Source organism: Ammoniphilus sp. YIM 78166 (assembly GCF_004522215.1).
GTDB lineage: Bacteria > Bacillota > Bacilli > Aneurinibacillales > RAOX-1 > YIM-78166.
The window spans coordinates 13,044-38,779 of the sequence record NZ_SDLR01000012.1; the positions used below are offsets into that span (position 1 = coordinate 13,044).

The window sequence follows — 25,736 nt, forward strand, 5'->3', positions numbered from 1 at the left end:
AATTAACTGAATTTAAACACAAAAAAATAACCGGAGTTTTCCGGTTATTTCATCCACGGTCACGATAAGCAATTTCCCCATTGACCACCGTCATCTTCACCTTGGCTTGTAAAGCCTCGTCGGGGTCCACCTGCAAAAGGTCGCGATCCAAAATGGTCAGATCCGCATAATACCCTTCAGAAATTCGTCCGCGTTCATGCTCCTCACATGCCGTTTGCGCGCTGCCAACCGTAAAGAGGCGAATGGCTTCCGACATGGTCAGCTTCTCGTTTTCTAAGTAGCCCGCGTGGGTTTCTGCGGGACGTCTTCGCGTCACGGCTGCATGCAGCCCGAGCAGAGGATCTAGTGGTTCAATAGGGGCATCGCTTCCCCCTCCACAGAATAGGCCAGCTTGGAGTAGGGTTTTCCAAGCATACAGATAGTCTTTTCGACTGGCACCTACTCTCTCTAATACCCAAGGAAAGTCGCTGGCGACAAAGCGAGGCTGGATATCGATGGCCACATGCAAGCACTGAAGGCGTTCGATTAAGTCTTTGCGCAAAACCTGGGCGTGAATCAGTCGGTCACGATAGCGGGTCGCTTGCTGGACCGGATAGGTCTCCATAGCCTGGATGGTCATATCTGCTCCGCCATCGCCAATCGCGTGGACCGCGATGGGCATCTTACGCGTACGGGCTTGGCGGGTAATTTCGTTCAACTCTTCCTGTGAGTGCATCGCCATCCCTGAGGTATGAGGGGCATCATGGTAGGGCTGGCTGAGAAACGCGGTTCGGCCACCAATGGCGCCATCGGAGAAGATTTTAACTGCACCAATCCGCAGCCACTCATCTCCATCTCCTGCCGTTAATCCAAGCTCGTCTAGTTCGGTCAGGTGTGGATGATAAATCAGGTGGTGGGTACGGAAAAACAAGCCTTCTTCCTTTAGCTCCTTATAAATGCGCAAGACGGTAGGAAGATCTCCCAGATAACGCAAATCCTCGGTATGAGCAGCGGATAAGCCGAGGCGAAGGGCATCTTGAATGGCGATGCGAACGAATTCTTTTTTCATGTTGTAATCGGCCTGAGGCTGCGCTGCATAGAAGGCCTCGGATGCTAGCTCATAAATCATACCGTTCAAGCGCCCATCCGCATGTCTGCCATAGGAGCCGCCTGACGGGTCCGTTGTGTCCGGATGAACTCCTGCCCGGGAGAAGGCAAGCGAGTTAGCTAGATGAGCATGGGAGCATGTCCGGGATAAAAAGATGGGGTGCCGTTCAGATAGTTGATCCACTTCCTCTAGGGTAGGGATGACTGAGGCCTCAAAGGCGTTTTCATTCCAGTTTAAGCCGATCACCCATTCTCCTTCGGGGGTCTTGTTTACTCTCTGTTGAACTAAGAACAGCATTTCCTCCTTTGACCGTGCTCCAGATAAATCCAGTGTGGATAGTTTCATCCCATGGGCCGGCAAATGAAGGTGGTTATCCACCAGTCCGGGGAGGACATAAGCCCCTTCCAAGTCCACCAGCTCCACCTGGGGACGTCCCCATTGCAGCTTCAGTTCATCATTCGTGCCTAGGGCTGCAATCTTGCCATTCTCTATATAAAGCGCTTCAACTTTTTGTTTAGAAGGTCCGGAAAGATAAAAGTTTCCGTTGATCAGTAAGCGTTTCTGCATGAGGTTCTCTCCTTCATCCAAAGGTTTAATTCCACTATATCATAAACAGCGTGTCCCCCCTCGTAAGATAGAGAGAAGAACAGGAAGCAGAGGGGGAGATGAAGATGGGTCAACCCATTCGGGCACCGAGAGGATCCAAGCTTCAAGCCAAAGGCTGGACCCAGGAAGCGGCGCTTCGCATGATCATGAATAATTTGGACCCGGATGTCGCCGAGCATCCTGACCAGCTGATTGTGTACGGAGGAATTGGAAAAGCCGCGAGAAATTGGCCGGCCTATGAGCGAATTATCAAAAGTCTCAAGGAACTAGAGGATCATGAGACTTTACTGATCCAATCCGGCAAACCGGTCGCTGTTTTTCGCACCCATAAGGATGCCCCAAGGGTACTGCTTGCCAACTCCAACCTGGTGCCAGCATGGGCTAATTGGGAGACCTTTCATGAGCTAGATCGGAAGGGGCTCATGATGTTTGGTCAGATGACTGCTGGAAGCTGGATCTACATTGGAAGCCAAGGGATTGTTCAGGGAACCTATGAAACCTTTGCGGAATGCGCCAGGCAGCATTTCGGAGGAACGCTGCAAGGGACGATAACCGTGACGGCCGGATTGGGCGGAATGGGCGGAGCTCAGCCCCTGGCGGTCACGATGAACGGTGGGGTTCTAATTGGAATCGAAGTCGATCGTACAAGGGTAGAAAAACGAATCGCAACTCGCTACTGCGATAAGGTGGTTGATTCGTTGGAAGAAGCTCTTCGATTGGCGGAGGAGGCCAAAGCCCAAAAAAGGGCCCTGTCCATCGGACTGATTGGCAATGCCTCGGAACTCTTGCCCGATATGCTAGGACGCGGCTTTATCCCCGATATCATTACGGATCAGACCTCTGCTCATGATCCCTTAAACGGTTATCTCCCTGCAGGAATGACCTTGCAGCAAGGAGCCCTGCTCCGTCAATCCAATCCCACAGAATATATCAAGCGAGCTAAGGCTTCAATGGCTGTGCATGTGCAAGCCATGCTGGAGATGCAGGCTAAAGGGGCGGTTGCCTTTGACTATGGCAATAATATTCGTCAGGTTGCTTTTGATGAAGGAGTGAAGCAAGCCTTTTTGTTTCCCGGCTTCGTTCCTGCCTATATTCGGCCTCAGTTCTGCGAGGGAAAAGGGCCTTTTCGCTGGGTAGCGCTATCCGGTGATCCACAGGACATCTATAAAACTGACGAGGTCATTCTACGTGAATTTTCCGATAATCCCTCCCTTTGCCATTGGATCCGGATGGCCCAGGACCGAATCGCTTTTCAAGGTCTTCCTGCTAGAATCTGTTGGCTGGGCTATGGGGAAAGAGCGAGGTTTGGAAAAATCATCAATGATATGGTGGCGTCTGGAGAGCTGTCTGCCCCTATTGTTATCGGTCGGGACCACTTGGACGCAGGCTCGGTTGCTTCCCCCAACCGGGAAACGGAGTCGATGAAAGACGGAAGCGATGCCATAGCTGATTGGCCTATTTTAAATGCTCTGTTGAATACCGCTGCAGGAGCCAGCTGGGTATCGGTGCATCACGGAGGCGGGGTCGGCATGGGCTATTCCATCCACGCGGGAATGGTCGTCGTCGCCGATGGAAGTTCTGATGCTGCTGAGCGGCTAGAGCGTGTTTTGACGACAGATCCAGGGATGGGCGTGGTCCGCCATGCCGATGCCGGTTACGAAAAGGCCGTCGACACAGCCAGGCAAAAAGGGATCCAGATGCCGATGCTAGATTAGGAGCGGATAAAATGGAAGCCATCTATATCAAGAACGCGAATCAATTGATTACGGTCAGCGGGGCTTCACAAGCCCCTAAGAAGGGCAGGCAGATGTCGGAGTTAGGGATTATCGAAAACGGTGGCTTGGTGCTGAGGGATGGGGTTATTGCGTTTGTCGGCCCAAGGGAAGAGGCCGAGCGGTATATCGATTCGCTGTCGGTCGAGCCGTTTGTCCTGGATGCCACAGGCAAAATCGTCACCCCCGGTTTAGTCGATCCCCATACCCATGTGGTTTTTGCCGGGAGCCGCGAGCAAGAATGGGAAAAGCGGCTGCAGGGAGCCAGCTATATGGAAATCCTTCAGCAAGGGGGAGGGATCTTATTTACGACCAAGCAAACGAGGGCGGCCTCGGAGGAGCAATTATTCGAAGAAAGCAAAAAAAGATTAGATCGCTTTCTCCTCTATGGTGTCACCACCTTGGAAGCAAAGAGTGGCTATGGTCTCACTGTAGAAGATGAGCTCAAGCAACTGCGGGTCGCTCGCCAGCTAGATCAGCGGCATCCGGTGGATGTGGTCTCTACTTTTATGGGGGCCCATGCGGTACCCATCGAATATCAGTCTGATCCAGAGGCGTATGTAAGCCTTGTGATCGATGTCATGCTGCCCAAGGTGGCTCAAGAAGGGTTAGCTGAGTTCTGCGATGTCTTTTGTGAAAAAGGCGTATTTACTGTGGAGCAATCCGAGCGAATCCTTGAAGCGGGAAAAAAAGCTGGGTTAAAGCCGAAAATTCACGCCGACGAAATCGTACCCTTCGGCGGAGCGGAACTCGCGGCTTGGGTGGGTGCTGTATCTGCAGACCACCTTCTCAAAGCCTCGGATCAAGGCATTCAAGAGATGACGAAGGCTGGTGTTATTGCGGTCCTTCTTCCTGGTACGGCCTTTTTCTTAAAGGAAGAAGCAGCTAAGGCAAGAAAAATGATTGAAGCTGGTCTAGCAGTGGCGTTATCTACGGATCGCAATCCCGGATCATCACCGACCGAGTCCCTGCCGCTGATCATGAACCTCGCCTGTGTGAATATGCGCATGAGCCCAGCAGAGGTGCTCGTTGCTGCAACGATTAATGCAGCCCATGCAATTGGGCGAGCAGAGCAAGTAGGGAGCTTAGAAAAGGGCAAAAAAGCAGACGTAGTCTTGTTTGATGCGCCGAATTACGCTTATTTGCAGTACAACTTTGGAGTCAATCTCGTGGACACCGTGATCAAAAACGGGCAAGTGGTAGTTAAAGGAGGTACTCTCTGTGTCTAGTTCTTATCAATGGATTGTCCCACCCCCCATCCTCCATGGGGAGGAGCTGGGTCAAGCCGATGAGATGAAAATGAATCAGCTCATTCGTAGACAGGAGGGGAGTCAATCCTTTGATGTGGGGCTGTTAGGGGCCCCTCTCTCTCGTTCCTCCATCTCAGTTTCCGGTGCGTGTGAGGCCCCCCAAGCGATCCGCTTAGCTTGGAAGTATTTCTCTACCTATAATATTGATTGGGATATCGATTTAAAGAGTCTGCGGATTGTAGATATCGGAGATGTGAAAATGCATTGGACGGACATCCCGCTTTGTCATCAGCATATTCAACAGGGGATAGTAGAAGCTCTTAAGCACAATCCCCCTTTTCTGCCGATTATCGTGGGTGGTGATCACTCGATCACTTGCCCGCTTGTTCAAGGAATAAAGGAAGTTCATCAAGGAAAAACGATCGGAATTCTTCAATTTGATACTCATTTTGATCTGCGGGACTTAAGTACGGGTGGCGCAGCCAACGGAACGCCGATCCGAGGATTGATTGAATCAGGAACCGTAAAAGGACAGCATGTCGTGAATATTGGTCTTCACGGATACTATAATTCTGTGTCATTAAAGCGCTATGCCGAACAGCATAAGGTTCGATATTATACTGTGAGAGAGGTGAGGCGTCGAGGAATTACGAAGGTTGTGCAGGAAGCGTTTCGTTCCTTGCGAGATCAGGTGGATTTTATTTATCTAACGGTGGATATGGATGTTCTCGATATGGCCTTTGCTCCGGGTGTTCCCGCTTCTACCCCAGGAGGGCTGTCTACTTGTGAGCTGTTTGAAGCGGTCTACTGGTTAGGAAAGCAACAGAAGGTAGGCGCTATGGATCTTGTGGAGCTTGATCCAACAAAGGACTTAGCGAATGGAATCACGGTCAAAACGGGGGTCCATCTGATCTTAAACTTTTTATGCGGGTATACCCAAAGGAAATATTGAATACATAAAAGAGGCCATGGGCCTCTTTTCCTTTTCCAAAAAATAGAGTACAATATATGAGCAGATGTTCATATACTATCATTAAGGAAGGGAGAGGTCAGATGGAGAAGCAGGAACACCATTTTTTAGAATCCAAGATTATCAATGAGGTCGCTCTTACTTTTAAGGCCCTTGCGGATCCCACCCGCATAAAGATATTATACCTCCTTTCGCAGGAAGAATGCTCCGTGGGACATATTGCCGACGTTCTGGGAATGACCCAATCGGGCGTCTCGCACCAGCTCTCCTTTCTTCGCAATCTTCGATTGGTCAGGTACAGAAGAGAAGGCCAGACATTCTATTATTCTATCGATGATGAGCATGTCATTACCATCCTGAAACAGATGATTCATCATATTACGCACGAATAGAGGGGATCTTATGCATTCGCATCATGGGCATCACCATCATCATAACCATGATCATGGTCACGGGCATGGTCACTGTCACCACCATCATGATCATACCAGGGAAGGAAATAAGAAAGGCCTTATTATCGCACTCCTTATCACGACAGGAATTATGCTGCTGGAATTTATTGGGGGTCTTGTCACGAACAGCTTGGCTCTACTCTCTGACGCAGGGCACATGCTGAGTGATGCCAGTTCTCTTGCTTTGAGCTTATTTGCCATCTGGTTTGCGACACGCCCGGCTTCTCCTAATAAAACCTATGGATTTTACCGATTTGAGATTCTCGCCGCCTTGTTTAATGGCATTACGCTGTTCTTGATTGCCGGTTTTATTATGTGGGAGGCCTATCACCGCTTTTGGGCACCGCCAACGGTTGCCAGCGGAACCATGATGGCGATTGCCTCCATCGGATTATTGGCCAATCTATTAAGCGCATGGGCCCTGATGATTAAAGGGGACGTCAAAGACAATGTGAACATGCGCAGTGCTTACCTGCATGTCCTTGGGGATGCACTAGGTTCAGTTGGAGCGATTATGGCTGGAGCCGTAATGTTTTTCTTCGAATGGTATATCGCCGATCCCATTATCAGTGTTATTGTATCGCTCCTGATTCTTCGCAGCGCTTGGGGCGTTATTAAGCATACGGTCCATATTTTAATGGAAGGAACACCGATCACGGTGGATCAGGAAGAAGTGAAGCTGGCCTTAGGGTCGATTGATGGAGTCATCGATGTGCATGATCTGCATATCTGGACCATCACATCCGGACTCGATTCATTAAGCTGTCATCTTACCATTGAAGATGATCGAGATAGCCAAGATATTCTACAGCAAGCTATTAATAAAATTGAACAGCAGTTTAAGATCATGCATACCACGATCCAAGTGGAAAAGTCCCAATTACAGCATGGAGATTTGCGAGTGTGAGGGCCTCCCCTAAACTAAACGGAAAGGAGTACATACCATGTCCTATACTGCCGTCATGATTCTTGTTGTCCTCATGTGCGTGGGGATGATTGGTCTAGCTGTGTGGTATCTTAACGCAGGCTATTCCTATAAGCACTCCATTGACGAAATTCCGGAATCAGAAGAAGATGTGACGAAAAGATGAATTCTGGTATACCAAATACAAAATACCATTGAAAACATCATTCGCCCATAGTACAATCAAATTAAGAAAACCAACCAACGGAGGCGGTTCAGATGTTTAACTATTTCTTCGGATTAAAAGCACAGAGTTTAGCGAAAAAGAAGTTTTTCCGATTAGCCAAGACCTTAAAGTGGTAAAATAAGAGAGCTCCTTCCTAAAGAGGAGCTCTTTCTTTTATATCTACCATACGCTAGCGCTTAATGTTATATTGGAATTGTTTGGTATTATGCTCGAGGAGGCATGTATATGAACGTGAAAATTTCAACTGAACCCATTTCTTCTATTGCAACCGATTGCTTAGTTGTAAGCTATTGCGAAGGGCAGGATACAGTTAAGGGCTATACGAAAGCAGTGGATGAAGCGCTTGGACATCGAATCTCCCAGCTGATTGCGGAGAAAGAAATCAAAGGGACATTCGGGGAGATCGTCCTTCTTCATAATTGGGGCAAAATCCCTGCAAAACGTGTTCTTGTCATCGGAATGGGAAAAGAAAGTAAGCTGACGGTTGAAAGGGTTCGAGATGGTATAGGTCTTGCAGGCCGATATGCTAAGCAAAAAGGCATCCGCAATATTACCTTTGGCATTTCCAACTATTATATGGAGAAAACGCTTTGGAATCCGGTCGATATTGTTCAAGGCGTAGTGGAAGGTGTTCTTTTGGGTACATACCAATTCTCAGGATATAAGAGAAAAGAAGGGCGAGAGCAAGAGATTGAAGACTTCACCTTGGTTGTCGACGGAGAGCTCAGACAAGATGCCATCCGGGCAGGGATCGAGCGAGCTCAAGCAGCGTCTTATGCCACCAATATTGCCCGCGATTTAGTCAACGAGCCCGGTAATCGGATGACACCGGCTATCCTTGCCGAGAAGGCCAAGCAAATTGCCCATCAGCGGAATCTGGATATTACCATTTTACATAAGAAAGAGATCGAAGAACTGGGAATGGGAGCGCTGCTAGGGGTCGGACAGGCTAGTGTGAATGATCCCAAAATGATTGTGATGAAGTATATGGGTGCCCCAGAAACCAAAGACACGATCGGGTTTATTGGAAAAGGAGTGACCTTCGACACTGGAGGCATCCAAGTCAAGCCAGATGAGGGCATGGGAGATATGAAGACAGATATGGCAGGAGCAGCGGCGGTCATCGCGGCTATGGATGCCATTGGCGCGCTTCGTCCACATGTAAATATTATTGCTGTCGTGCCGACCTGTGAAAATATGATTGCCGGCAACAACTTGAAGCCAGGAGACGTGATCCCATCCTTTGCAGGAAAAACCATTGAAATTATTCATACGGACGCAGAAGGCCGATTGATTCTTGCGGATGGAGTAGCTTATGCGAAGCACCTGGGAGCGACGAAGCTTGTGGATGTCGCGACACTAACCGGTGCGGTCATTACCGCCCTCGGCCATGTGGCCACGGGACTCGTAACGAATGAAGAGCAGTGGGCGGACGAAGTCAAGGAGGCAGCTCAGATCGCAGGGGAAAAAGTATGGGAACTTCCGAACTTTGAAGAGTATCAAGAGTATATTGATAGCGAAATTGCTGATCTTAAAAATGACGCAGGAAGACCAGCGGGATGTATTCAAGGGGCCATCTTTATCGGCGCGTTTGCTGAGGATACCCCTTGGGTTCACTTGGATATAGCAGGGACCGCCACCACAAAAAAAGACAAAGGACACTACCCGGCAGGTGCCACGGGGGTAGCCGTGAGAACGCTCTTGCAGCTGGCCATCCGTCATCACTCGAGCTAGGGGAGGAAATGTCGGGATTTGTTTACGATCTAACCCTTTACAATCATTTCCTTGAGGAGTATCATTATCAGCAAATCAATCCAAATTGTCTTGCTCGCTGAATCCTTTTTTAGGAACGGGGGAACCATTTGTCCATATGGGGTGAACCTTGGTGCAAACCAAGCAGGGTGACTCTACTACCCGAATCCGTCAGCTAACCTCGTAAGCGTACCGAGAGAGGCAATCGTTGTTTTTTGCTGTGCAATGAAGCAAAGAGCGAAGCCCTCGTCAGGGCTTCTTTTTTTCTTTAGCAGATAAGAATTTATAAAATATCTAGAATTCCTTATCTGCATAAGTGCAACTAGGCTGCCGCACAACTCACTTGACATAAAGAATGTCAAGTGGAGTTTCAGCGCCAGCCAAGTTTTCTTTAGTGACAAACAGGGGAGGCTTTCTAATGAATGAGGAAATGAGAAGGCAGCTTCAAGAAAGCTTAGGCCATCAGATCGAGATTCAAACCAAAACGAATGGGAAAATCAAAGGTACTCTCAGCTGGATCAGCCCGGACCGATGTATGGCCGAGATTACGCTGCAAACAGGGGAAATCAATACCGTAACGGACGTTCAGATCAAGAGTATTCGTAGGTTGTAGGGAGAGGTTAAAAATGTCCATCATCAAGCCCAAGGCATTGAAACCGGGGGATACCATTGGGGTGATTGCCCCTTCTAGTCCTGTAGAGAAAGGAAGAAGGGAAAAAGCGTTACAGATCTTGCGTGAGCTCGGATATAAAGTCAAGTTAGGAGAAACCGTTGAAGCGGAATATGGCTACTTGGCCGGCACGGATGACTTGCGTACTTCCGAGGTCAATGGTATGTTCGCGGACCCTGAGGTGGATGCCATCATTTGTCTTCGCGGGGGATACGGGACTCCGAGGATTCTCGAGTCGATTAACTACGATTTAATCCAAAGAAACCCTAAGATCTTTGTCGGGTATAGCGATATTACCGCCTTACATACGGCTATTCATCAGCATACCGGGCTACTAACCTTTCACGGACCGATGGTAGCCGAGCTAGCGGATAATCCGGATCCGTTAACCTGGCCCACCTTATTCCAGCATTTATCCGATCCATCACCGGTTTCGCGCTATTCCAGCCAATGGTTCCAGTTCTGTATTACGGAGGGAGTGGCAGAGGGCGAGCTCGTGGGAGGGAATCTTTGCCTACTGAGTGCAACTCTAGGCACGGCATTCGAGATTGAAACAGAGAATAAAATTCTGTTTCTTGAAGATGTCGGAGAAGAACCCTACTCCATTGATCGCATGCTGACCCAGCTCCGATTAGCAGGCAAGCTGCAGAAAGCGAGCGGCATTGTCTTTACCGATTTTAGTGAAGCAGACCCTAAGCCAGATAAGCCTAGCCTCACCATTCACCAGGTCCTAAACGATATCGTGAAGCCCCTTGGCATTCCTGCCTATTATGGGTTGAAGTCTGGACATTGTCAGCCTAATCTCACGCTTCCTATAGGCATCCAAACCAGAATCAATGCCCACGAAGGCTGGCTGGAGTTTCTCGAAGGGGCGGTGAAGCCTCATGTATAAGATCTTGTTAGCTACAGATGGATCAGCCCATGCACGTAGAGCAGTGGAACATACGCTGAAGCTCACAGAAAAGATGCCAGAAGCCAAGGTGACCTTGATGCACGTGAGCTCGGCGATGCCTTCGCGAAGTAAGCTGCTGGAAGCCAATTTCAATGTGCTCTCTGTATTAGAAGATCAGGCCCATGACGCACTCAAGGAAACAGAAGCCCTACTCCAGGCAAAAGGACTTGACTATGAATTAGAAGTCGCATGGGGAGATCCTGCCTCCGAGATTACCAGTCATGCCAAGCGGGGTCAGTTCGATGTAATTGTAATGGGAAGCAGAGGCTTAGGAAGAGTTTCGGAAGTACTGATGGGCAGTGTAAGCCAGAGAGTGCTACATGAGTCGAAGTGCCCGGTAATGATTGTAAAGTAAAAACAACCGATCTCAAAAAATGACCCTATCGGGTCATTTTTTCTTCCTTCTAAATAGGGTAGGATGGAGAAAGGAGAGATTATTGTCATAGAAGGAGCCCTTATCATGTATAAATTCATATGGATAGTCTTCTTATCTGTGTTTCTAGCAGGGTGCACTGGGACGAATGAGCCGGAACCAGTTTTGCCAGTTACTGTGGAGTTTGGGCTAGAGCCAGAAGAGGTCAAAGCTAGAGAGATTACGACGATTCGTGTCCAGGTCATGCAAGGAGACAAGCCTGTGCTGGATGCGCAAGAGGTAGAGTTTGAGATTTGGAAGGAAGGTCAGGAAAAGCACGATATGGTGGAAGCGGAGCATCAAGGCGATGGGGTCTATTCTATGAAGGAAAGGTTTCACGAACCAGGCCGATACTTTGTTATTTACCATGTTACAGCTAGAGATATGCATGTGATGCAGCAAGTGGAAATTCCCGTTACAGGAGAAGAGGAAAAGCCGCAAGTCGAGGAGCCGCAAGCCGATCCTTCTTCCCAACATCACCACCACCATCATGGAGTTACGATCCACTTCATGGCCGAGCAAGGGGCTAAAGCGAAACAGCCGCAACGTCTTATGGCTCACCTCATGAAAGAGGGCCAACCGATTGAAGGAGCAAGGGTTCAATTCGAATATTGGTTAGGATCAGGTCCTAACCATGTTTACGTTGATGCCGCAGAAATCAAACCTGGTGAATATCGTGCAGAAATCGTTCCCGAGGAAAGCGGAAATTACCAGGTGATTACCCATGTTGAGAAAGGCGAGCTTCATGAACATCAAGAAAACAGCTTTGTCGTGGACTAGTGCGAGTTAGTTAATCAACTAATTAAAAAGCTGGAGTGTTGAAAAAATGGATAAAGTTTTATTCAAGCTCGAGGGGCTCTCAATGGTAGTTGTCGCCATTTATTTCTATGCCTACATGGATTTTAGCTGGATCGCTTTTTTTCTGCTTCTGCTAGTTCCGGACATCTCGAAGATTGGTTTTTTATATGGAAAAAGAATAGGGTCTATGGCTTACAACCTTTTTCATACTTATATAGTACCCATGCTATTAATCATTATAGGTCTTGCTGTTCATGATGCGATTTTGATGATTGGACTGATTTGGGTGGCTCATATTGGGATGGATCGCGTGCTAGGCAGGCTGGCAGTGGCGGGGTGAAAGGCTGGATTGCTCGGGAAGTGCGCGGTTCGTGCCCTGAAGCTGGTAGATCGCTCGGATGAGGTACCGCTTGCTTAAGTTTTTTCAGGTTTTGAGTAATTTTAGTCTAGTTTTTCATGAGTGCCATTAAAATCTCGTTTAGAGCCTCCATTATCAAGCTGATTTTTAAGTAATTACGTTTTTTTATTTTCCTGGTCGATTTCTAGACCCTATCGCTCGCGTTCGGCTCCGGATGATCACGAAATTTCGGATATACTCACGGAAAAGTGGTAGTTGCTCACGATCGCCTGGCGTTTGCTCACGTACCTGGTATAATTCCAAATCAACCCTCCAGTTGATCACGAAATCCAGCTACTTACTTACATACCGGTAATGATTTCAAGAAGTTGGAACACCTGAGGTACCACAAGCCCGCGAATCGTGCCCTGGTCTGGCGGATCGCTCGAATGGGGTACCGCAAGCCCGTGAATCGTGCCCTGAACCTAGCGAATTGCTCGGTTGAGGTACCATAAGGAGCACAATCCTTATTTCTCTATCGATCTGAACATAAAAGGAGCCCACCCTGGGCTCCTTTCTTGCTTCTACTCTGTTCTCTTCGCCATTCTCTCCTGTGGAGTGGGGGCGGTTTGTCCATTCGGCCTTAGGGGAGAGTGGGCTGCTTTGGCTTTCGGGTCTTCGATGTTCTTATCTGGCGGGAAGTTTCTGTCTTTGTTTCTTACCATAGAATCTCACTCCTTTTCTGGCTTATTGTGTCCTTCTCGGGGCTATCCATTCACGACTGTGCCGCCGTTCGGATGAAGCATCTGGCCTGTCATGTAAGACGAATCGTCGGAGGCAAGGAAGACGTAGCAAGGAGCTACTTCTGCAGGCTGACCTGCACGCTTCATGGTGGTATCTGTTCCAAAGGTTGCGACCTGGTTTTCCGAAAAGGTAGAGGGGATTAAAGGAGTCCAAATCGGACCAGGTGCCACTCCATTGACCCGGATACCTGAGCTGGCCAGCTGTAAGGATAGGGAGCGTGTAAAGGTGACGATGGCCCCTTTAGTAGCCGAGTAATCAATCAGCTGTTCATTTCCTTTGTAGGCCGTAACGGATGCCGTATTAATGATCGAGCTTCCTTCAGGGAGATACCCAAGAGCGGCTTTCGTAAAATAAAAAAAGGAATACACATTCGTCCGAAAGGTACGCTCTAGCTGATCGGCGGTAATATCCTGAATCTTGGCTTGAGGATGCTGTTCGGCTGCATTGTTCACCAAGATGTCGAGCTGGCCTAGCTGTTGAACGGTTTGTTCGACCACCTGCTTACAGAAGCTTTCATCCCCGATATCTCCGGAAAATAGCAAACAACGTCGTCCCTTGCTTTCAATATGTTGTTTAGTCTCCTCCGCATCCACTGTTTCATTAAGATAAACGATCGCTACATCTGCACCTTCATCCGCATACGCGTAGGCAACGGCCCGACCAATGCCACTGTCCCCGCCTGTGATAATCGCTACTTTGTTAGTAAGCCTCCCGCTTCCCGTATGACCTGGCTTTTCAGCTAGGGGTCTAGGAACCATTTCAACTTCGATGCCTGGTCTTTGGTTTTGATGTTGGGGAGGAAAAGCGGCTCCTTTAGTCATGGATATCTTCTCCTTTAGGTTTTTTCTTTGTGTAATATCCCCATTTTTCCATAAAAAAAGTCCGGGAAATCCCGGACCTACTTTCCTAATACTGCATCTTTAAGGGTGAGAAGCTTGTTAACCACTTGATCAATGTAGCGATCATCCACCTGAAACTCTTTTAGGCTTTCTACGAGATGATGGGCAACCGCACCAAAATGGGCTTCTTGAAGGTTCATTCCCTCATGAGCTCTTTCCATGCTTTTACCCGAGTATTGATTAGGACCACCGGTTGCCCAGCTAATGAAAAGCGTTTGGTGACGGCGTTGCTTTTCCATATCGGTATGGGCAAAAAAGTGGCTGATGGTTTCATCTGCCAATACCTTTTCATAAAAGCGGTCCACGACGGCTCCGATGGCCTCTTCTCCTCCTAGAATCTCATAAAGGGATTTTTCTTGTTCCATGGTTATTTCCTCCTCCGTATTGTTTCAACGTTTATTATAATGGTAAGGTGACCCAATGACTGTGACGATCATCACAAATTTTGGCTGCTAGATTTTTTCTTAAGAGAGATGTAAGAATTAACTGATGTTCTCGTCTAATGAAATAGAATAACACAACCCCATGGCGTGCTCGCGATAGCAATAGGGGGGAGGGATATATATGGATGAGTTTGAACGATTATTTGAAGAAAATTTTCATTCCATTTACCATTACGTTCATTATATGGTAGGGAATAAAGCGGATGCGGAGGATATCACCCAAGAGGTGTTTATGAAGGTAGCCTCTTCGTATCATCATTTTCGAGGAGAGAGCTCCGTGTCTACCTGGATCTATACCATTGCCAGGAGAACGGTCATCGACTTCACCCGCCAGAAAAAAACGAAAAAGTTCCTTACTTTCTGGAAAAACCATATTCCTGAGGACTACGAGGCCGCAGATGATATCGACCTGCCAGAAGAGATATTAGAAAAAAAAGAACAGAAAGAGTCCATCGAGAAAATCTTAAGATATTTGCCTGAGAAGATGAGATCGGTCATTTATCTTCGCTTCATTAAAGGGTTGTCGGTACAGGAAACCGCGCTATATCTAGATATGTCGCCTAATCAGGTGAGTGTGACGCAGAATCGTGCATTAGCTAAGCTGAGAACAGTAGCGAACACAGAAATTTGGGTAAAGGAGGAAATCCGATGAGACAAGAATCTACGGAAAAGAAAATCATTGAATCCCTGCAACAGTTTACGTCTCCCGAACCCGATCCCGCCTTTGAAGCCCAACTGAAGGCCAAATTTCTGAAGAAGGCTAGAGAGGTGAGAAGAAAGCGGAGGTTTTTTCGAGGAGTAACCTGGTCAGGTGCCGCTGCTGCAGCACTGCTCGTAGGGGTCTTAGCCTATCAAGGCGACCCATTAGGTTGGACTAACAACCAAGTGCAGCCGCCCCAACTAACACCACCCACCAACCATGAAATGACACAGTCCAGTGCATGGGAGCCTGTCGATACCAATCAGCTCGTCATTATGGACTATGATATCGCCGGAAACCATAACTTAGCGTTGTTTACCAGCTCAGATCAGAAAAAGCTGTACGCCGTAAAGGAGAACATGGGGATCCTCTTGTATTCGACTGAGGATACACGGATCTTGTCCGCGAGGAGTTATCCTTTCCCTAACGAGCCGAATCAGTTTTATATTTGGGTCAATGACGAAAAGGTGCTTGTACAAGACAAAGAGGTGGAACGAAATGACCATGTCTTATTGTTAAGAGGGAATGGAACCGTAGACGCCATGGCGAACATCCCTCAACCAGGGTATAATTCCCTTCACCAGCTGCAGTGGTCACCATCGGGAACGAAGGCCTACCTCGCACTAGAAAACGGGAAGGAATGGGCAGTGGGGGAGCTGTTGGCAGATGAGCTCACATATAAGCCGCTTTATGGCCAGATCACAGAAGCCACTAAGGATGTGACCCAACTCCCTGAAGACACCATGCAATGGGAGGTGGCCTGGGTAACGGACCAAGAATTGCTCGTCTTTAATCCTGGAGCTCACGCCTTCTACGGTGTACGACCTGAGAATCAGTCGGCATGGGAATACAAGACCGTGATTCCACTTTTCCCTAAAGGACACTATGTGAAAAAAATTCACGTTCCCAATGGAAAGGAAAATAAAGTAGCCGTTGTTCAAGTAGGGTCTCAAACCTTTGACGTTTCCTTCCATGGTACCGAGAAGCTTTATACACTAGATATGGAGAAACAAGAGTTCCGGCCTGTCGATGATCTCATCGCGCAGTCTAAGAGTCGGCTTTCCGATCAATATTATTATCCCGTTCTCGGGGAGAGCACGCGCCAGTTGGTGGGTTCCGTCTACACCGCAGACAACAAAAGCTATATGTTGAGGTTTGGATCCTATGATCTCGAGTCCCATGAATTTGCCTCTGTTTATGAAAAGGGGTTTGCTGAACCGCTCGCCATGGATCATGAAGTGAAGCTTTCAGCTGATGGGAAGCTAGCCGCCTTCCGCGTACACGGCTTTCCGCCGAATGCTGGGGCAACCTATTATCTCTGTGTAGTGGATATAGAATCGGGCCAGGAAGTCATGGAACCGTTGAAGAGAGACTTTATTGGAAGCTACGAGTTTCAAAGGGATGGGACGTTGAAGGTGGATGATGAAGTCATTGCGATTACTCCAAAGAAGTAAGAATCTGATCCTGTTTTTCCTGCTTTCCTTCCTTGTATTAACCGGATATTTCGGGTGGACCAGTTATCAGATTGTGTCCACCTGGAAGTCTTCAGAAGGAACGCCTAGCGATTGTATCATCGTACTGGGGGCTGCTGTATGGAACGGCAAGCCGAGTCCAGCCATGAGAGAAAGACTAGATGTAGCCTTGGAATTATTTCAAGCAGGAATGGCGAGTCAGATTATTGTTTCAGGTGGGATTGGGCAAGGAGAAAAATCCGAAGCGGAAGTCATGAAGGAATATTTAGTCCAGCAAGGTGTGCCAGCTCAGGTGGTTCACTTAGAAGATCAAGCGAGGAGTACGTGGGAGAATTTGCGGTTTAGTCAGCGGATCATGGAGGAGCAAGCATGGAGCACAGCAATTATCGTTACGCATGGTTTTCATACGCATCGTTCACTGAAGATGGCCGAGGACCTTGGAATACAAGCAAGTGCCGAGCCTGTTACGCTTACCCCGCTCAATATCGTGTACTATACGCTGCGGGAATGTGTGGCACTTGCCGAATATTCCTTAAAGAAGTACGGTTTAGACAGTGGACTGGCGGACGTCCGTTTGAACCGTGAACAGGCTGCGGCTGAATAGGACTCCGGCAAAGGCCCCAATAAGCAGTAGTCCCATCATGGATAGAGAAGTAGAAGCGCCCGAATAAGAAACCGTCTGGCTGAACAAGCCAAGCAAGCCTACACGCAGCCCCATGCCAAGGGCATTAAAGAAGCTGTTAACCCTTCCGATCAAGGCATTGGGTACAGTTTGCATGAGGATGGTATTACGAGCCACTCGGGAGCCGGCATTTCCCCAACCCAAAGCAATTTTTAGTAGCAGGAACAGGCCCACGATCGGAATCCAAGCCGTAAGGATGGTTGCGAGAGCGAAGGTAGCGACAGTAAGGCTAACCGAACGATAAGAGCCTAGCTTGGTGATGAGCCAGGGAATCGTGAACCCAGCAAGAATGGCGCCAATGGCATAACTCATATCCGACAGTCCCATGACGCTGGCATCTGCTTGAAGAACCTTCGAAACATAAACAGGGTATAGATAGTTCCCTATCATCACTCCGATAAAGGGCATGAGCGAACAGGCAAAGAAAAGAATGAACAGCGGTTTATCCTTCATATACAGGAAGCCTTCTTTCATATTGCTCCAAATGGTCGTTTTTGCGTTGGCATGATGGCCAAGAGAATGTTGATAAGGGATTGAAGAGATTAAACCGTATCCAACAAGATAGGTTAAAGCGTCTAAGGAAAGTAAATAGACTAAGTCTACCTTATTAATGAGCATACTAGCCAGGCCTCCTGCAATCATGGAGGCCGTTTGATTTTGGATTTCCATGACACTGTTGAGGGCTTGATATTGGGACCGGTCAAAGATCTCCTGGGTAAAAGCAAACTGCGTAGGGAAGTGCACGGAATAATAGAGTGATCCTGTGACATAGATCGCGATTAATTGCCAGGTATCATAGTGCCCTGCGAGATAGCCCCATAGGGTAAGGCCGGCAATCAAAACAAAGCCAAACACCTCGCTAAACAACAACATGCTCTTTCTAGAGAAACGGTCAATCAACGTGCCAATATATGGGGAAACAAAAAATAAGACTAAGGTCATACCTAGGGCGGCATAGCCGAATAATTGCTCTCCTCCTTGACGATTGACTAGGATCCAGGGAATAGTAATCATCGTGATGCCGGATCCAACTGAAGAAAATAAGTTCGCGATCAATAAGGGATAGAATCGTCTATCTGTCATAATACGGTTCATGATTTCATCTTCTCTCATTTAAAATGGTTCCTTATATGTAATTATTATAAATTAATTTAAAAGGAAATGCAATCCTTTTTCATATTACGCTAGACTTCCATCCTATCACCATGTAGAATGAATGGTTGTAGTCCATAAAGCTAATTTATTCTCATTCAAGGAGAAATCATATATGAGTAAAACTCAAGATAAAATGCTGTCCGAGATCGAGCGCAGACGAACCTTTGCGATCATCTCTCACCCTGATGCAGGGAAAACAACCCTAACCGAGAAGCTTCTATTGTTTGGGGGAGCGATTCGTTTAGCGGGAGCGGTAAAAGGAAGAAAATCTCAGAAGACGGCTACATCAGACTGGATGGAAATCGAGAAGCAAAGAGGAATCTCCGTAACGTCTAGTGCGATGCAGTTCACGTATAAAGATATCAAGGTAAATATTCTGGATACTCCTGGTCACCAGGACTTTTCCGAGGACACTTATCGTACCCTGACGGCAGCGGATTGCGCGGTCATGTTGATTGACGCAGCAAAAGGGGTAGAGGCCCAGACGAAAAAGCTGTTTGCTGTTTGTCGTATGCGCGGTATTCCTATATTCACCTTTGTCAATAAGATGGACCGTGAAGGTCGCGAGCCGCTTGATCTTCTCGAAGAGCTTGAAGAAGTATTGGGCATTCGCTCTTGTCCGATGAACTGGCCGATTGGGATGGGCCAAGATTTTAAAGGAATCTATGATCGTAATGAAAACGAATTGGTTCTTTATCGTCACGGCCACTATTATGAGAAGGATCAAGTGGAAGTAGTAGATGGAAACAAGGAGGCCCTCGTTGGGTTATTAGGGGAAGACCTTTATCAGAAAGTAATGGATGATATTGAACTTTTAGACGTTGCAGGAGATCCTTTTGACATGGAGCGTGTGCAAAAAGGAGAATTGACCCCTGTTTATTTTGGTAGTGCCATCAACAACTTTGGCGTTCAAACCTTCTTGGACCACTTTTTAACACTAGCTCCTGCCCCAGCACCACGTAAAAGCGAAAAAGGTCCAGTGGAGCCTACCCGTCCTCATTTTTCTGGCTATGTGTTTAAAATTCAGGCCAATATGAATCCGGCCCACCGTGACCGGATTGCTTTCTTAAGGATTTGCTCTGGTCATTTTGAAAGAGGAATGGCAGTTTCGCATGTGCGAACAGGCAAAACCATTAAGTTATCTCAGCCGCAGCAATTCTTTGCCCAGGAACGAGAAATTATAGATGAAGCTTATCCAGGGGATATCATTGGTCTTTATGACCCAGGCTTATTCCAAATTGGCGATACGCTATGCGAAGGGGAAGCCTTTACCTTTGATGAGATGCCTCATTTTGCACCAGAGCACTTTTCTAAGGTTACGGTCAAGGATGCCATGAAGTACAAACAATTCCATAAGGGCGTGGACCAGCTTACCGAAGAAGGAGCCATTCAGGTGTTTAAGACCCATGGTACTGGCATCGAGGAAATGATCCTGGGTGTGGTTGGGGTTCTTCAATATGAGGTTTTTGAGCATCGGATGAAGGCAGAATATGGCGTGGATATTGCGCTTCAGCGATTAACCTATGAACTTGCGCGCTGGGTAGATGGGCCAAAAGAACAGGTGAAGAAATTCCTGAACGGCAGCAATGTCATTGTCTTAGACAAGCAGGAACGAGTGGTCGCTTTGTTCCAAAACGAATTCGGTCTACGCTGGGCAGAGGATAAGTATCCTGACCTGCGATTTGTGGATAGCCCGACGAAATTGTAGCCGGCCAATGAGCATCTGGGTAAAACCTAGGTGCTTTTTGTGCTATTTTTCATGAGTAGACTGAAAGTTTTTTTGTTTTTTTTGCAAAAAAACCGAAACTTATTCGAATGATAATTCGTATTACTTCTTAAATGGAAAGATTTAAATTAGATAATTAGATCTCGTTAAAATATAAAAATGAACGTAAGGAGTCGAAGTCGAGATGAAAGGACTAAAGAGTACACCTGATAAAGATATGCTAAAAGGCTTCCTTCATGCAGGAAAAACGGTAGATTGGATTTCTGAGAAGTGGAATGTGACCCCGCAAACGGTGAGAGCTTGGTTTTCTAAATTCAACCTCAGCCTTCCAAAGAAACCTGCCATTAAGACAGGATATAACCGTAAACGCAAGGTGGAACAGCGATGCTGCCCGGTTTGCCAGGAGACGCAGCAAGTCAACTATATTATTGCGGAGAAGCATTGGTATTGCCTGCAATGTGATACGGAATTTGACCGCAATGATGTCATTTATGTTTATGATGACAGAGGGGAATTAGTGGAGGTCATCGCCAATCAACCAGACATCTGGGAAGGCTTGAATATGACAAAGGCTAAGAAAAACCTTATTCGCACCATCACCGTCTAATGGTTTACGAGGATCAACCTACATCCCAGAATAATAAGCCTATGAAGGTCTGAGAGCTATTATTAGTTTCTCTTGCTATCATAGGCTTTTACTTATTTTAGAGCTCGAACGAAGCTTCTGAGCGGGGTTGAACCTGGTTCTCATTCATCAAATCCTTCATCAGTTTTTTAAGGGCTTGATCTTTGTTTTTTGCCTCCACCATGACGTCTAGAGCGTCTGTATGCCGTTTGGCTAGCTGTAAAAAAGGCAAAAGATCATGGACATCCACGAAATCGGCATGACTGCGCATGGCGGCAGCTGATTCGGTTCCTTTAGGACTTGATACATGAATTTTAGGTGGAAGACCACTGTCCTTCCAGGTGGCAAAAATGTCTTCTAGAATGGAAGATAGATCGTGATGCTCATGATTGCAGCGATGATGATGGATATCGAGTACCATCGGGGTGCCTAAGGCTTGGCAGGCTTCTAGCGTTTCCGCCGCCGTGAAGGTCTTATCATCATTTTCAAACGTAATGCGTCGTTGGATATCAGCAGGAACTCGCGTCCAATTATCAATTAGCCGCTTAATGGAGTCTTTTTTATCTTTATAGGCGCCTCCCATATGGATATTGAATTTCATGGTCTCATCCAACCCCATCGCTTGACTTTGCTGTAGGTGGTAGGTCAAATCCTGAATCGATTTTTCCACAATATCATCTTTTGGGCTGTTTAAATTCACAAAGTGATCCGGGTGAAATCCCACTCTCATTCGGTTTTTCTTCACAAACTCACCAATCTGCTCAAAGTCCTCCGCCAGATCTCCCGCAAAGTCCCAGCCTGCAACCGCATCATGTGTGGCGAGCGGAATGAGCTTGGAGGTGAAGCGGTACAGCATAATCTCTTCTCCTAAGTTATAGCGCAGCAACCGAAGCTGATTGCGCAGGTTTTCCTTCGAAAGAATCGTGAGCCTGGATACATAAAATTTAGGGTCTATCTTTTGCAGGTTTGTCCACGTGATGGTCTTGTTAGGAGAGCTGTTTTTAAGCTCTAGGGATAGGGCCACATAGCCTAGGCGTACGAGCATCTCTTTCCTCCTTTTTTCTATAGTGTTCAACAGGAGGTGGAGGATGATTCCGGACAAGGGGGACCATACTATTTAAAGCTATTGATTGAAGAGAGGAGTATGCAGTATGCCATGGAAAGTCTTACTGCTTGTCATCTTATTCCTTTGCCCGACCCGAATGACGCTGGGGACGACAGATCAAGCCTTCCCCATCTTTAAAATTGATACGGAGAAAAAAGTGGTGGCCATTACCTTTGACGATGGCCCTGACCCCAAATATACCCCTCTTTTATTAGAAACCTTGAACCTTGAAGGGGTCAAGGCGACGTTTTTTGTCTTAGGGAATCAAGCAGAGAAATCCCCTCAAATCCTTCAATGGATACACAAGGCCGGACATGAAATCGGAAATCACGGCTATTCTCATCCCGATATCAAGAAGTTAAAAAGGCCAGAAGTTTATCAGCAAATCAAGCGAGCAGAAAAGGTGATAGTAAATACAATTGGGAAAAGACCCCAATGCTATCGGCCACCCGGCGGTGTCGTGACGCCTGCTGTACTTAAAGCCACTTACGATGCTGGTTATGAACTGATTCATTGGTCAGTAGATCCGAAAGACTGGAAACGAAACCGAACGGCAGAGGTCATTGCCAGCAGTATCAAGAACAAGATTGGGTCAGGCGACATTCTGCTTTTTCACGACGGCGGCGTGAATCAAGAAGAATCGATTAAAGCCTTGGTTTCACTGATCCATGATATGAGAAAAGACGGGTTTGAATTTGTGACCGTTTCCGAGTTGCTGGAAATTAAATAAGGATCTAGGGACTGCATATGTCCTGCAATTGTATTTCTCGTCCCATCCACTTATAATGGAGCCATGAGATCATTTTTTGACAAAGAGGAGAAACGGCTATGCGTGAATTTTTAGCTTTACAGCTCAGGCTTGTTCCCGACCTCGTTGAAGTCATGCAAAAGCGACTCTCCATTCTTCGAAACATCTATCTGCAACAGCCCATTGGTCGCCGCAGTTTAGCTGTTTCGCTACATACAACGGAGAGAATCTTAAGGGCAGAGGTTGATTTTCTTAAAGAGCAAGGGCTCGTCCAAGTGGAGAGCATTGGGATGTTCTTGACGGATACAGGCTTACAAATTCTAGAATCTTTAGAGGGTTTAATTAAAGATGTTTATGGTTTATCGGATATGGAGTCCGAGCTTCAGCAGAGGCTAAAGGTCAATCGCGTCATCGTGGTTCCGGGACAGTCCAGCGAAGTGGAGCTGGATAAAAAAGAGCTGGGCCGAGCAGCAGCTAACTATCTTTTGTCCGTGCTTCGAGAACAAGATATCGTGGCTGTGACCGGTGGTTCTACGATTGCGACGATGGCGGAGATGATGAGCGGGAACCGTCAGTTTCCAGAGGTCACCTTTGTGCCAGCTCGGGGCGGCTTAGGGGAAAATGTGGAATTGCAAGCTAATCAGATTGCCGCCAACCTGGCTAAAAAGCTGGGTGCGCAATATCGCATGTTTCATATCTCCGATAATCTAAGCGCATCTGTCTATCAGTCTATCCAATCCGACCCCTATATCAGTGAAATGCTCGATCTGATTCGTTCTTCCCAGGTGGTCGTCCATGGTATCGGTCGCGCGGTAGAGATGGCAATACGCCGAAACGCGCCGAGTGAGGTGTTGAAGGTCCTTGAGCAAGGCAAGGCGGTAGGGGAAGCCTTCGGTTACTACTTCAATAAGGAAGGGCAGATTATTCATCGAATGGAAACCATGGGACTTCAGCTTGAGGATGTCAAGAAAGCTCGGCAAGTCATCGGTTTAGCGGGAGGCTCCAATAAAGCAGAAGCGATCTATGCCATTGCGAAATCAGGTTCAATTAATGTATTGATTATAGATGAATCAGCAGCTGAAACGGTTTTAAAGATGGAAATTTAATGCAATCTCGCGATTAGAGAAGCTTTTTGAAGGGAATTATCCTGATAAGGAAGTTAAACTGATCGCAGAGGTGTGCTATGTCTTTGACTGTAGGTGTATTCCGGTATTCTATGATGCTATCCCTCGTGATCCTATTATCCTCTTGTGGTGCAGGATTACAACCTCATCTTGGCCATCATCAGCCTACCGTTTCGTCGGCCCGTTTGATGGTAGGAGAGAAGCTTACCTTCTCGGAGATTCAGTTTCGTCAAGACCATCGTGGAGAACGATGGATCCCCCTCGAGGAGGCCGCTCAATCCCTAGACTTTACCTATACTTACGATATATCAGACGAAACGTTTAACATGGGGTATACCGATGTCGTGTATCGATTGGAAATGGATCATAAAGAGGCATACTCGAACGGCAAACCAATCACGCTATCAACGGCACCAAAAACCATCAATCAAAAACCCTATATCACGGTTAAAGCCCTAGAAGAGCTCTGGGAAACGCAGGTTGCTTGGAATGAGTCCAGTCAGCGATTTGTCATTACCCCTTTAAGCGCCCCGTCTGCTAAAGGAGAAGTGGCCGTAGCTACGGTAGTCGCTCCCACTGCCAAAGTGAATACCAAAGCGTTAGTCCAGTATGCCAAGCGGTATTTGGGGGTTCCTTATCAATTTGGTGCAGATCCTTTCCCTCAATCCAAGCGCTTTGACAGCTCGTCTTATACGCGCCACGTATATGCTAGATTTGGCATCTCACTCCCTAGAACTGCTAGGGCCCAATCGGCGCTTGGGGTTCTTGTAGACAAAGGAAACTTGCAGATCGGGGATCTACTTTATTTTTACGTGCCAGGACCCTTCCAAACCAATCGGATTGTAGGGCATGTTGGCATGTACATAGGGAATGGTCAATTTATCCATACCTTTGGCAAGCCAGGAGTAACCCTCAATACACTCGATGAACAGCATTGGAAGAATACATATATGTTTGCGAAAAGATTCATTGTCATGTAATGGATTTTCATATAAAATAAAGACATGGACATAAAATGTATATACGGGACTTATTCAGTCCACTCATAAGGAGCAAAGCATGGACAACCAATACTATGCTGGAATCGATCTGGGCGGAACCTCCATTAAGATGGGCATTTGTTCGCCGGATGGTCAGATTATTTGCGAACGGGAACAAGCTACTCCCCAAGGTCATTATGAAAACGTATTAGAGGCGTTTCAGCAGATGCTTCATCAACTGCTGGCGGAAGCAGAACTAAGCCCCAAGGATTTAGCTGGAGTTGGCGTGGGCGTACCGGCCCTTTTGGATGTAGAACAGGGCAATGTGTATGAAATTGTCAACTTGGGGTGGAAGAATGTACCTTTAAAGGCGGAATTAGAAAAGCGGCTTGGCTTACCCAGCTATGTGGATAACGACGCAAATACGGCTGCTTTAGGCGAGATGTGGCAGGGAGCAGGGAAATGTTCTCGACATCTCATTTGCATAACCGTAGGCACGGGAATCGGCGGCGGCTTGATTATCAATGGGGACATTTATCACGGAGCTCTTGGGCTAGCCGGGGAGATTGGTCATATGACCATCCGGCCCGAGGGAGGACTTCTATGTAATTGTGGGAAGCCAGGATGTTTGGAGACGGAAACATCCGCAACAGCCATTGCTTACTATGGAAGAAAGGCCGTGGATGAACAGCAAGAAACAAGATTAACACAGACCCTGAAGCAACAGGGGGTCATCACGGCGAAGGATGTTATAGACGCAGCGCGCTCAGGTGATGTGGTGAGCGTGAAGATCCTCCATCATGTCGGCTATTATTTGGGGCTTGCCTTGGCCCAGATGTCAAATGTATTAAATCCAGAAAAGATTGTCATTGGTGGGGGCGTTTCGAAGGCAGGAGACTTTTTCCTAGAACCGATTCGTGAAAACTTTATAAAATATGCTTTAAATAAGGTTAGTGAAACGACAGACATCGTGCCGGCGACACTAGGCAATAAGGCCGGTTGGTTGGGAGCTGCATGGTTGGTACATAGGAATTCACGACCAGGACAAAATGGAGGAAAGTAAC

28 protein-coding genes and 1 riboswitch are annotated in these 25,736 nt (G+C 47.3%); of the genes, 21 read left to right on the plus strand and 7 right to left on the minus strand.

Annotated features, from left to right (window positions below; genetic code table 11):
* Nucleotides 1-49: 49 nt before the first annotated feature.
* The gene (locus tag EIZ58_RS29885) at nt 50-1,654 is read right to left on the minus strand and encodes an amidohydrolase (protein WP_134704651.1); all 1,605 of its coding nucleotides are present in this window, start codon (nt 1,652-1,654) and stop codon (nt 50-52) included.
* A gap of 104 nt (nt 1,655-1,758) precedes the next feature.
* Here EIZ58_RS29885 and hutU point away from each other — a divergent pair, with 104 nt between their 5' ends.
* The 12 genes from hutU to EIZ58_RS29945 all read left to right on the plus strand — a co-directional run bounded on the left by hutU (nt 1,759) and on the right by EIZ58_RS29945 (nt 12,212).
* Nucleotides 1,759-3,408: a urocanate hydratase gene (hutU, locus tag EIZ58_RS29890; protein ID WP_240689462.1), complete on the plus strand. Its 1,650-nt coding sequence runs from the start codon at nt 1,759-1,761 to the stop codon at nt 3,406-3,408.
* Nucleotides 3,409-3,419: 11 nt separating this feature from the next.
* Nucleotides 3,420-4,694: an imidazolonepropionase gene (hutI, locus tag EIZ58_RS29895; protein ID WP_134704653.1), complete on the plus strand. Its 1,275-nt coding sequence runs from the start codon at nt 3,420-3,422 to the stop codon at nt 4,692-4,694.
* Nucleotides 4,687-5,667: a formimidoylglutamase gene (gene hutG, locus EIZ58_RS29900; RefSeq protein WP_134704654.1), complete on the plus strand. Its 981-nt coding sequence runs from the start codon at nt 4,687-4,689 to the stop codon at nt 5,665-5,667. The genes hutI and hutG overlap by 8 nt, the downstream gene beginning before the upstream one ends.
* A 101-nt stretch (nt 5,668-5,768) precedes the next feature.
* Nucleotides 5,769-6,077, plus strand: a complete 309-nt coding sequence (locus tag EIZ58_RS29905) for an ArsR/SmtB family transcription factor (protein ID WP_134704655.1) — start codon at nt 5,769-5,771, stop codon at nt 6,075-6,077.
* Nucleotides 6,078-6,087: 10 nt separating this feature from the next.
* Nucleotides 6,088-7,044 carry a cation diffusion facilitator family transporter gene (locus EIZ58_RS29910; protein WP_134704656.1) on the plus strand — a complete coding sequence of 319 codons (957 nt, stop codon included), beginning with the start codon at nt 6,088-6,090 and terminating at the stop codon, nt 7,042-7,044.
* 37 nt (nt 7,045-7,081) lie between these two features.
* Nucleotides 7,082-7,228 carry a YtzI protein gene (gene ytzI, locus EIZ58_RS29915; RefSeq protein ID WP_134704657.1) on the plus strand — a complete coding sequence of 49 codons (147 nt, stop codon included), beginning with the start codon at nt 7,082-7,084 and terminating at the stop codon, nt 7,226-7,228.
* A gap of 285 nt (nt 7,229-7,513) precedes the next feature.
* Entirely contained in the window at nt 7,514-9,022 is a 1,509-nt protein-coding gene (locus tag EIZ58_RS29920; protein WP_167578044.1) for a leucyl aminopeptidase, read from the plus strand.
* A gap of 85 nt (nt 9,023-9,107) precedes the next feature.
* Nucleotides 9,108-9,246: riboswitch (cyclic di-AMP (ydaO/yuaA leader) on the plus strand.
* Between the two features lie 212 nt (nt 9,247-9,458).
* Nucleotides 9,459-9,653, plus strand: coding sequence for a hypothetical protein (locus tag EIZ58_RS29925; protein ID WP_134704659.1), 195 nt, complete (start codon nt 9,459-9,461; stop codon nt 9,651-9,653).
* 13 nt (nt 9,654-9,666) lie between these two features.
* Entirely contained in the window at nt 9,667-10,602 is a 936-nt protein-coding gene (locus EIZ58_RS29930; RefSeq protein ID WP_134704660.1) for a S66 peptidase family protein, read from the plus strand.
* A complete protein-coding gene (locus EIZ58_RS29935) occupies nt 10,595-11,017 on the plus strand; it encodes a universal stress protein (RefSeq protein ID WP_134704661.1) in 423 nt (140 codons plus the stop codon). The genes EIZ58_RS29930 and EIZ58_RS29935 overlap by 8 nt, the downstream gene beginning before the upstream one ends.
* 105 nt (nt 11,018-11,122) lie before the next feature.
* Nucleotides 11,123-11,854 carry a FixH family protein gene (locus EIZ58_RS29940; protein ID WP_167578045.1) on the plus strand — a complete coding sequence of 244 codons (732 nt, stop codon included), beginning with the start codon at nt 11,123-11,125 and terminating at the stop codon, nt 11,852-11,854.
* A gap of 46 nt (nt 11,855-11,900) precedes the next feature.
* Entirely contained in the window at nt 11,901-12,212 is a 312-nt protein-coding gene (locus tag EIZ58_RS29945) for a DUF4260 family protein (protein ID WP_134704663.1), read from the plus strand.
* A gap of 183 nt (nt 12,213-12,395) precedes the next feature.
* Here the strand turns inward: EIZ58_RS29945 and EIZ58_RS33955 are convergent, their stop codons facing one another.
* The 4 genes from EIZ58_RS33955 to EIZ58_RS29960 form a co-directional block, all read right to left on the minus strand.
* Nucleotides 12,396-12,533 carry a hypothetical protein gene (locus tag EIZ58_RS33955; RefSeq protein ID WP_167578046.1) on the minus strand — a complete coding sequence of 46 codons (138 nt, stop codon included), beginning with the start codon at nt 12,531-12,533 and terminating at the stop codon, nt 12,396-12,398.
* Between the two features lie 260 nt (nt 12,534-12,793).
* A complete protein-coding gene (gene sspK, locus EIZ58_RS29950; RefSeq protein ID WP_134704664.1) occupies nt 12,794-12,934 on the minus strand; it encodes a small acid-soluble spore protein K in 141 nt (46 codons plus the stop codon).
* 42 nt (nt 12,935-12,976) lie between these two features.
* The gene (locus EIZ58_RS29955) at nt 12,977-13,834 is read right to left on the minus strand and encodes an SDR family oxidoreductase (protein ID WP_134704665.1); all 858 of its coding nucleotides are present in this window, start codon (nt 13,832-13,834) and stop codon (nt 12,977-12,979) included.
* 77 nt (nt 13,835-13,911) lie between these two features.
* The gene (locus EIZ58_RS29960; RefSeq protein WP_134704666.1) at nt 13,912-14,277 is read right to left on the minus strand and encodes a group I truncated hemoglobin; all 366 of its coding nucleotides are present in this window, start codon (nt 14,275-14,277) and stop codon (nt 13,912-13,914) included.
* Nucleotides 14,278-14,476: 199 nt separating this feature from the next.
* Between EIZ58_RS29960 and EIZ58_RS29965 the strand changes: the two genes are divergently transcribed.
* The 3 genes from EIZ58_RS29965 to EIZ58_RS29975 are packed head-to-tail and all read left to right on the plus strand — an operon-like array spanning nt 14,477 to nt 17,131.
* Nucleotides 14,477-15,007 carry an RNA polymerase sigma factor gene (locus tag EIZ58_RS29965; protein WP_134704667.1) on the plus strand — a complete coding sequence of 177 codons (531 nt, stop codon included), beginning with the start codon at nt 14,477-14,479 and terminating at the stop codon, nt 15,005-15,007.
* Nucleotides 15,004-16,509, plus strand: coding sequence for a hypothetical protein (locus tag EIZ58_RS29970; protein WP_134704668.1), 1,506 nt, complete (start codon nt 15,004-15,006; stop codon nt 16,507-16,509). The genes EIZ58_RS29965 and EIZ58_RS29970 overlap by 4 nt, the downstream gene beginning before the upstream one ends.
* Complete coding sequence (locus EIZ58_RS29975) at nt 16,475-17,131, plus strand: YdcF family protein (protein ID WP_134704669.1); 657 nt, start codon at nt 16,475-16,477, stop codon at nt 17,129-17,131. The genes EIZ58_RS29970 and EIZ58_RS29975 overlap by 35 nt, the downstream gene beginning before the upstream one ends.
* Here EIZ58_RS29975 and EIZ58_RS29980 read toward each other — a convergent pair.
* On the minus strand, nt 17,075-18,322 hold the full coding sequence (locus EIZ58_RS29980) for an MFS transporter (RefSeq protein ID WP_134704670.1): 1,248 nt from the start codon (nt 18,320-18,322) through the stop codon (nt 17,075-17,077). The two genes, EIZ58_RS29975 and EIZ58_RS29980, sit on opposite strands and share 57 nt — an antisense overlap.
* Before the next feature lie 154 nt (nt 18,323-18,476).
* Here EIZ58_RS29980 and EIZ58_RS29985 point away from each other — a divergent pair, with 154 nt between their 5' ends.
* Together EIZ58_RS29985 and EIZ58_RS29990 are read left to right on the plus strand one after the other, a co-directional pair.
* Nucleotides 18,477-20,072 carry a peptide chain release factor 3 gene (locus EIZ58_RS29985; protein WP_134704671.1) on the plus strand — a complete coding sequence of 532 codons (1,596 nt, stop codon included), beginning with the start codon at nt 18,477-18,479 and terminating at the stop codon, nt 20,070-20,072.
* Between the two features lie 202 nt (nt 20,073-20,274).
* Nucleotides 20,275-20,697, plus strand: a complete 423-nt coding sequence (locus tag EIZ58_RS29990) for a hypothetical protein (protein ID WP_134704672.1) — start codon at nt 20,275-20,277, stop codon at nt 20,695-20,697.
* A gap of 97 nt (nt 20,698-20,794) precedes the next feature.
* Here EIZ58_RS29990 and uvsE read toward each other — a convergent pair whose 3' ends face one another.
* Nucleotides 20,795-21,760 carry a UV DNA damage repair endonuclease UvsE gene (uvsE, locus tag EIZ58_RS29995; protein ID WP_134704673.1) on the minus strand — a complete coding sequence of 322 codons (966 nt, stop codon included), beginning with the start codon at nt 21,758-21,760 and terminating at the stop codon, nt 20,795-20,797.
* Between the two features lie 106 nt (nt 21,761-21,866).
* On the opposite strand from uvsE, the gene EIZ58_RS30000 reads away from it, so the two are divergent.
* The 4 genes from EIZ58_RS30000 to EIZ58_RS30015 all read left to right on the plus strand — a co-directional run bounded on the left by EIZ58_RS30000 (nt 21,867) and on the right by EIZ58_RS30015 (nt 25,735).
* On the plus strand, nt 21,867-22,550 hold the full coding sequence (locus tag EIZ58_RS30000; RefSeq protein WP_134704674.1) for a polysaccharide deacetylase family protein: 684 nt from the start codon (nt 21,867-21,869) through the stop codon (nt 22,548-22,550).
* A 98-nt stretch (nt 22,551-22,648) separates the two neighbouring features.
* The gene (locus tag EIZ58_RS30005) at nt 22,649-23,674 is read left to right on the plus strand and encodes a sugar-binding transcriptional regulator (protein WP_134704675.1); all 1,026 of its coding nucleotides are present in this window, start codon (nt 22,649-22,651) and stop codon (nt 23,672-23,674) included.
* Nucleotides 23,675-23,757: 83 nt separating this feature from the next.
* Complete coding sequence (locus tag EIZ58_RS30010; RefSeq protein ID WP_167578047.1) at nt 23,758-24,672, plus strand: C40 family peptidase; 915 nt, start codon at nt 23,758-23,760, stop codon at nt 24,670-24,672.
* A 79-nt stretch (nt 24,673-24,751) separates the two neighbouring features.
* Nucleotides 24,752-25,735, plus strand: coding sequence for an ROK family glucokinase (locus tag EIZ58_RS30015; protein ID WP_134704677.1), 984 nt, complete (start codon nt 24,752-24,754; stop codon nt 25,733-25,735).
* Nucleotide 25,736: the final 1 nt, after the last annotated feature.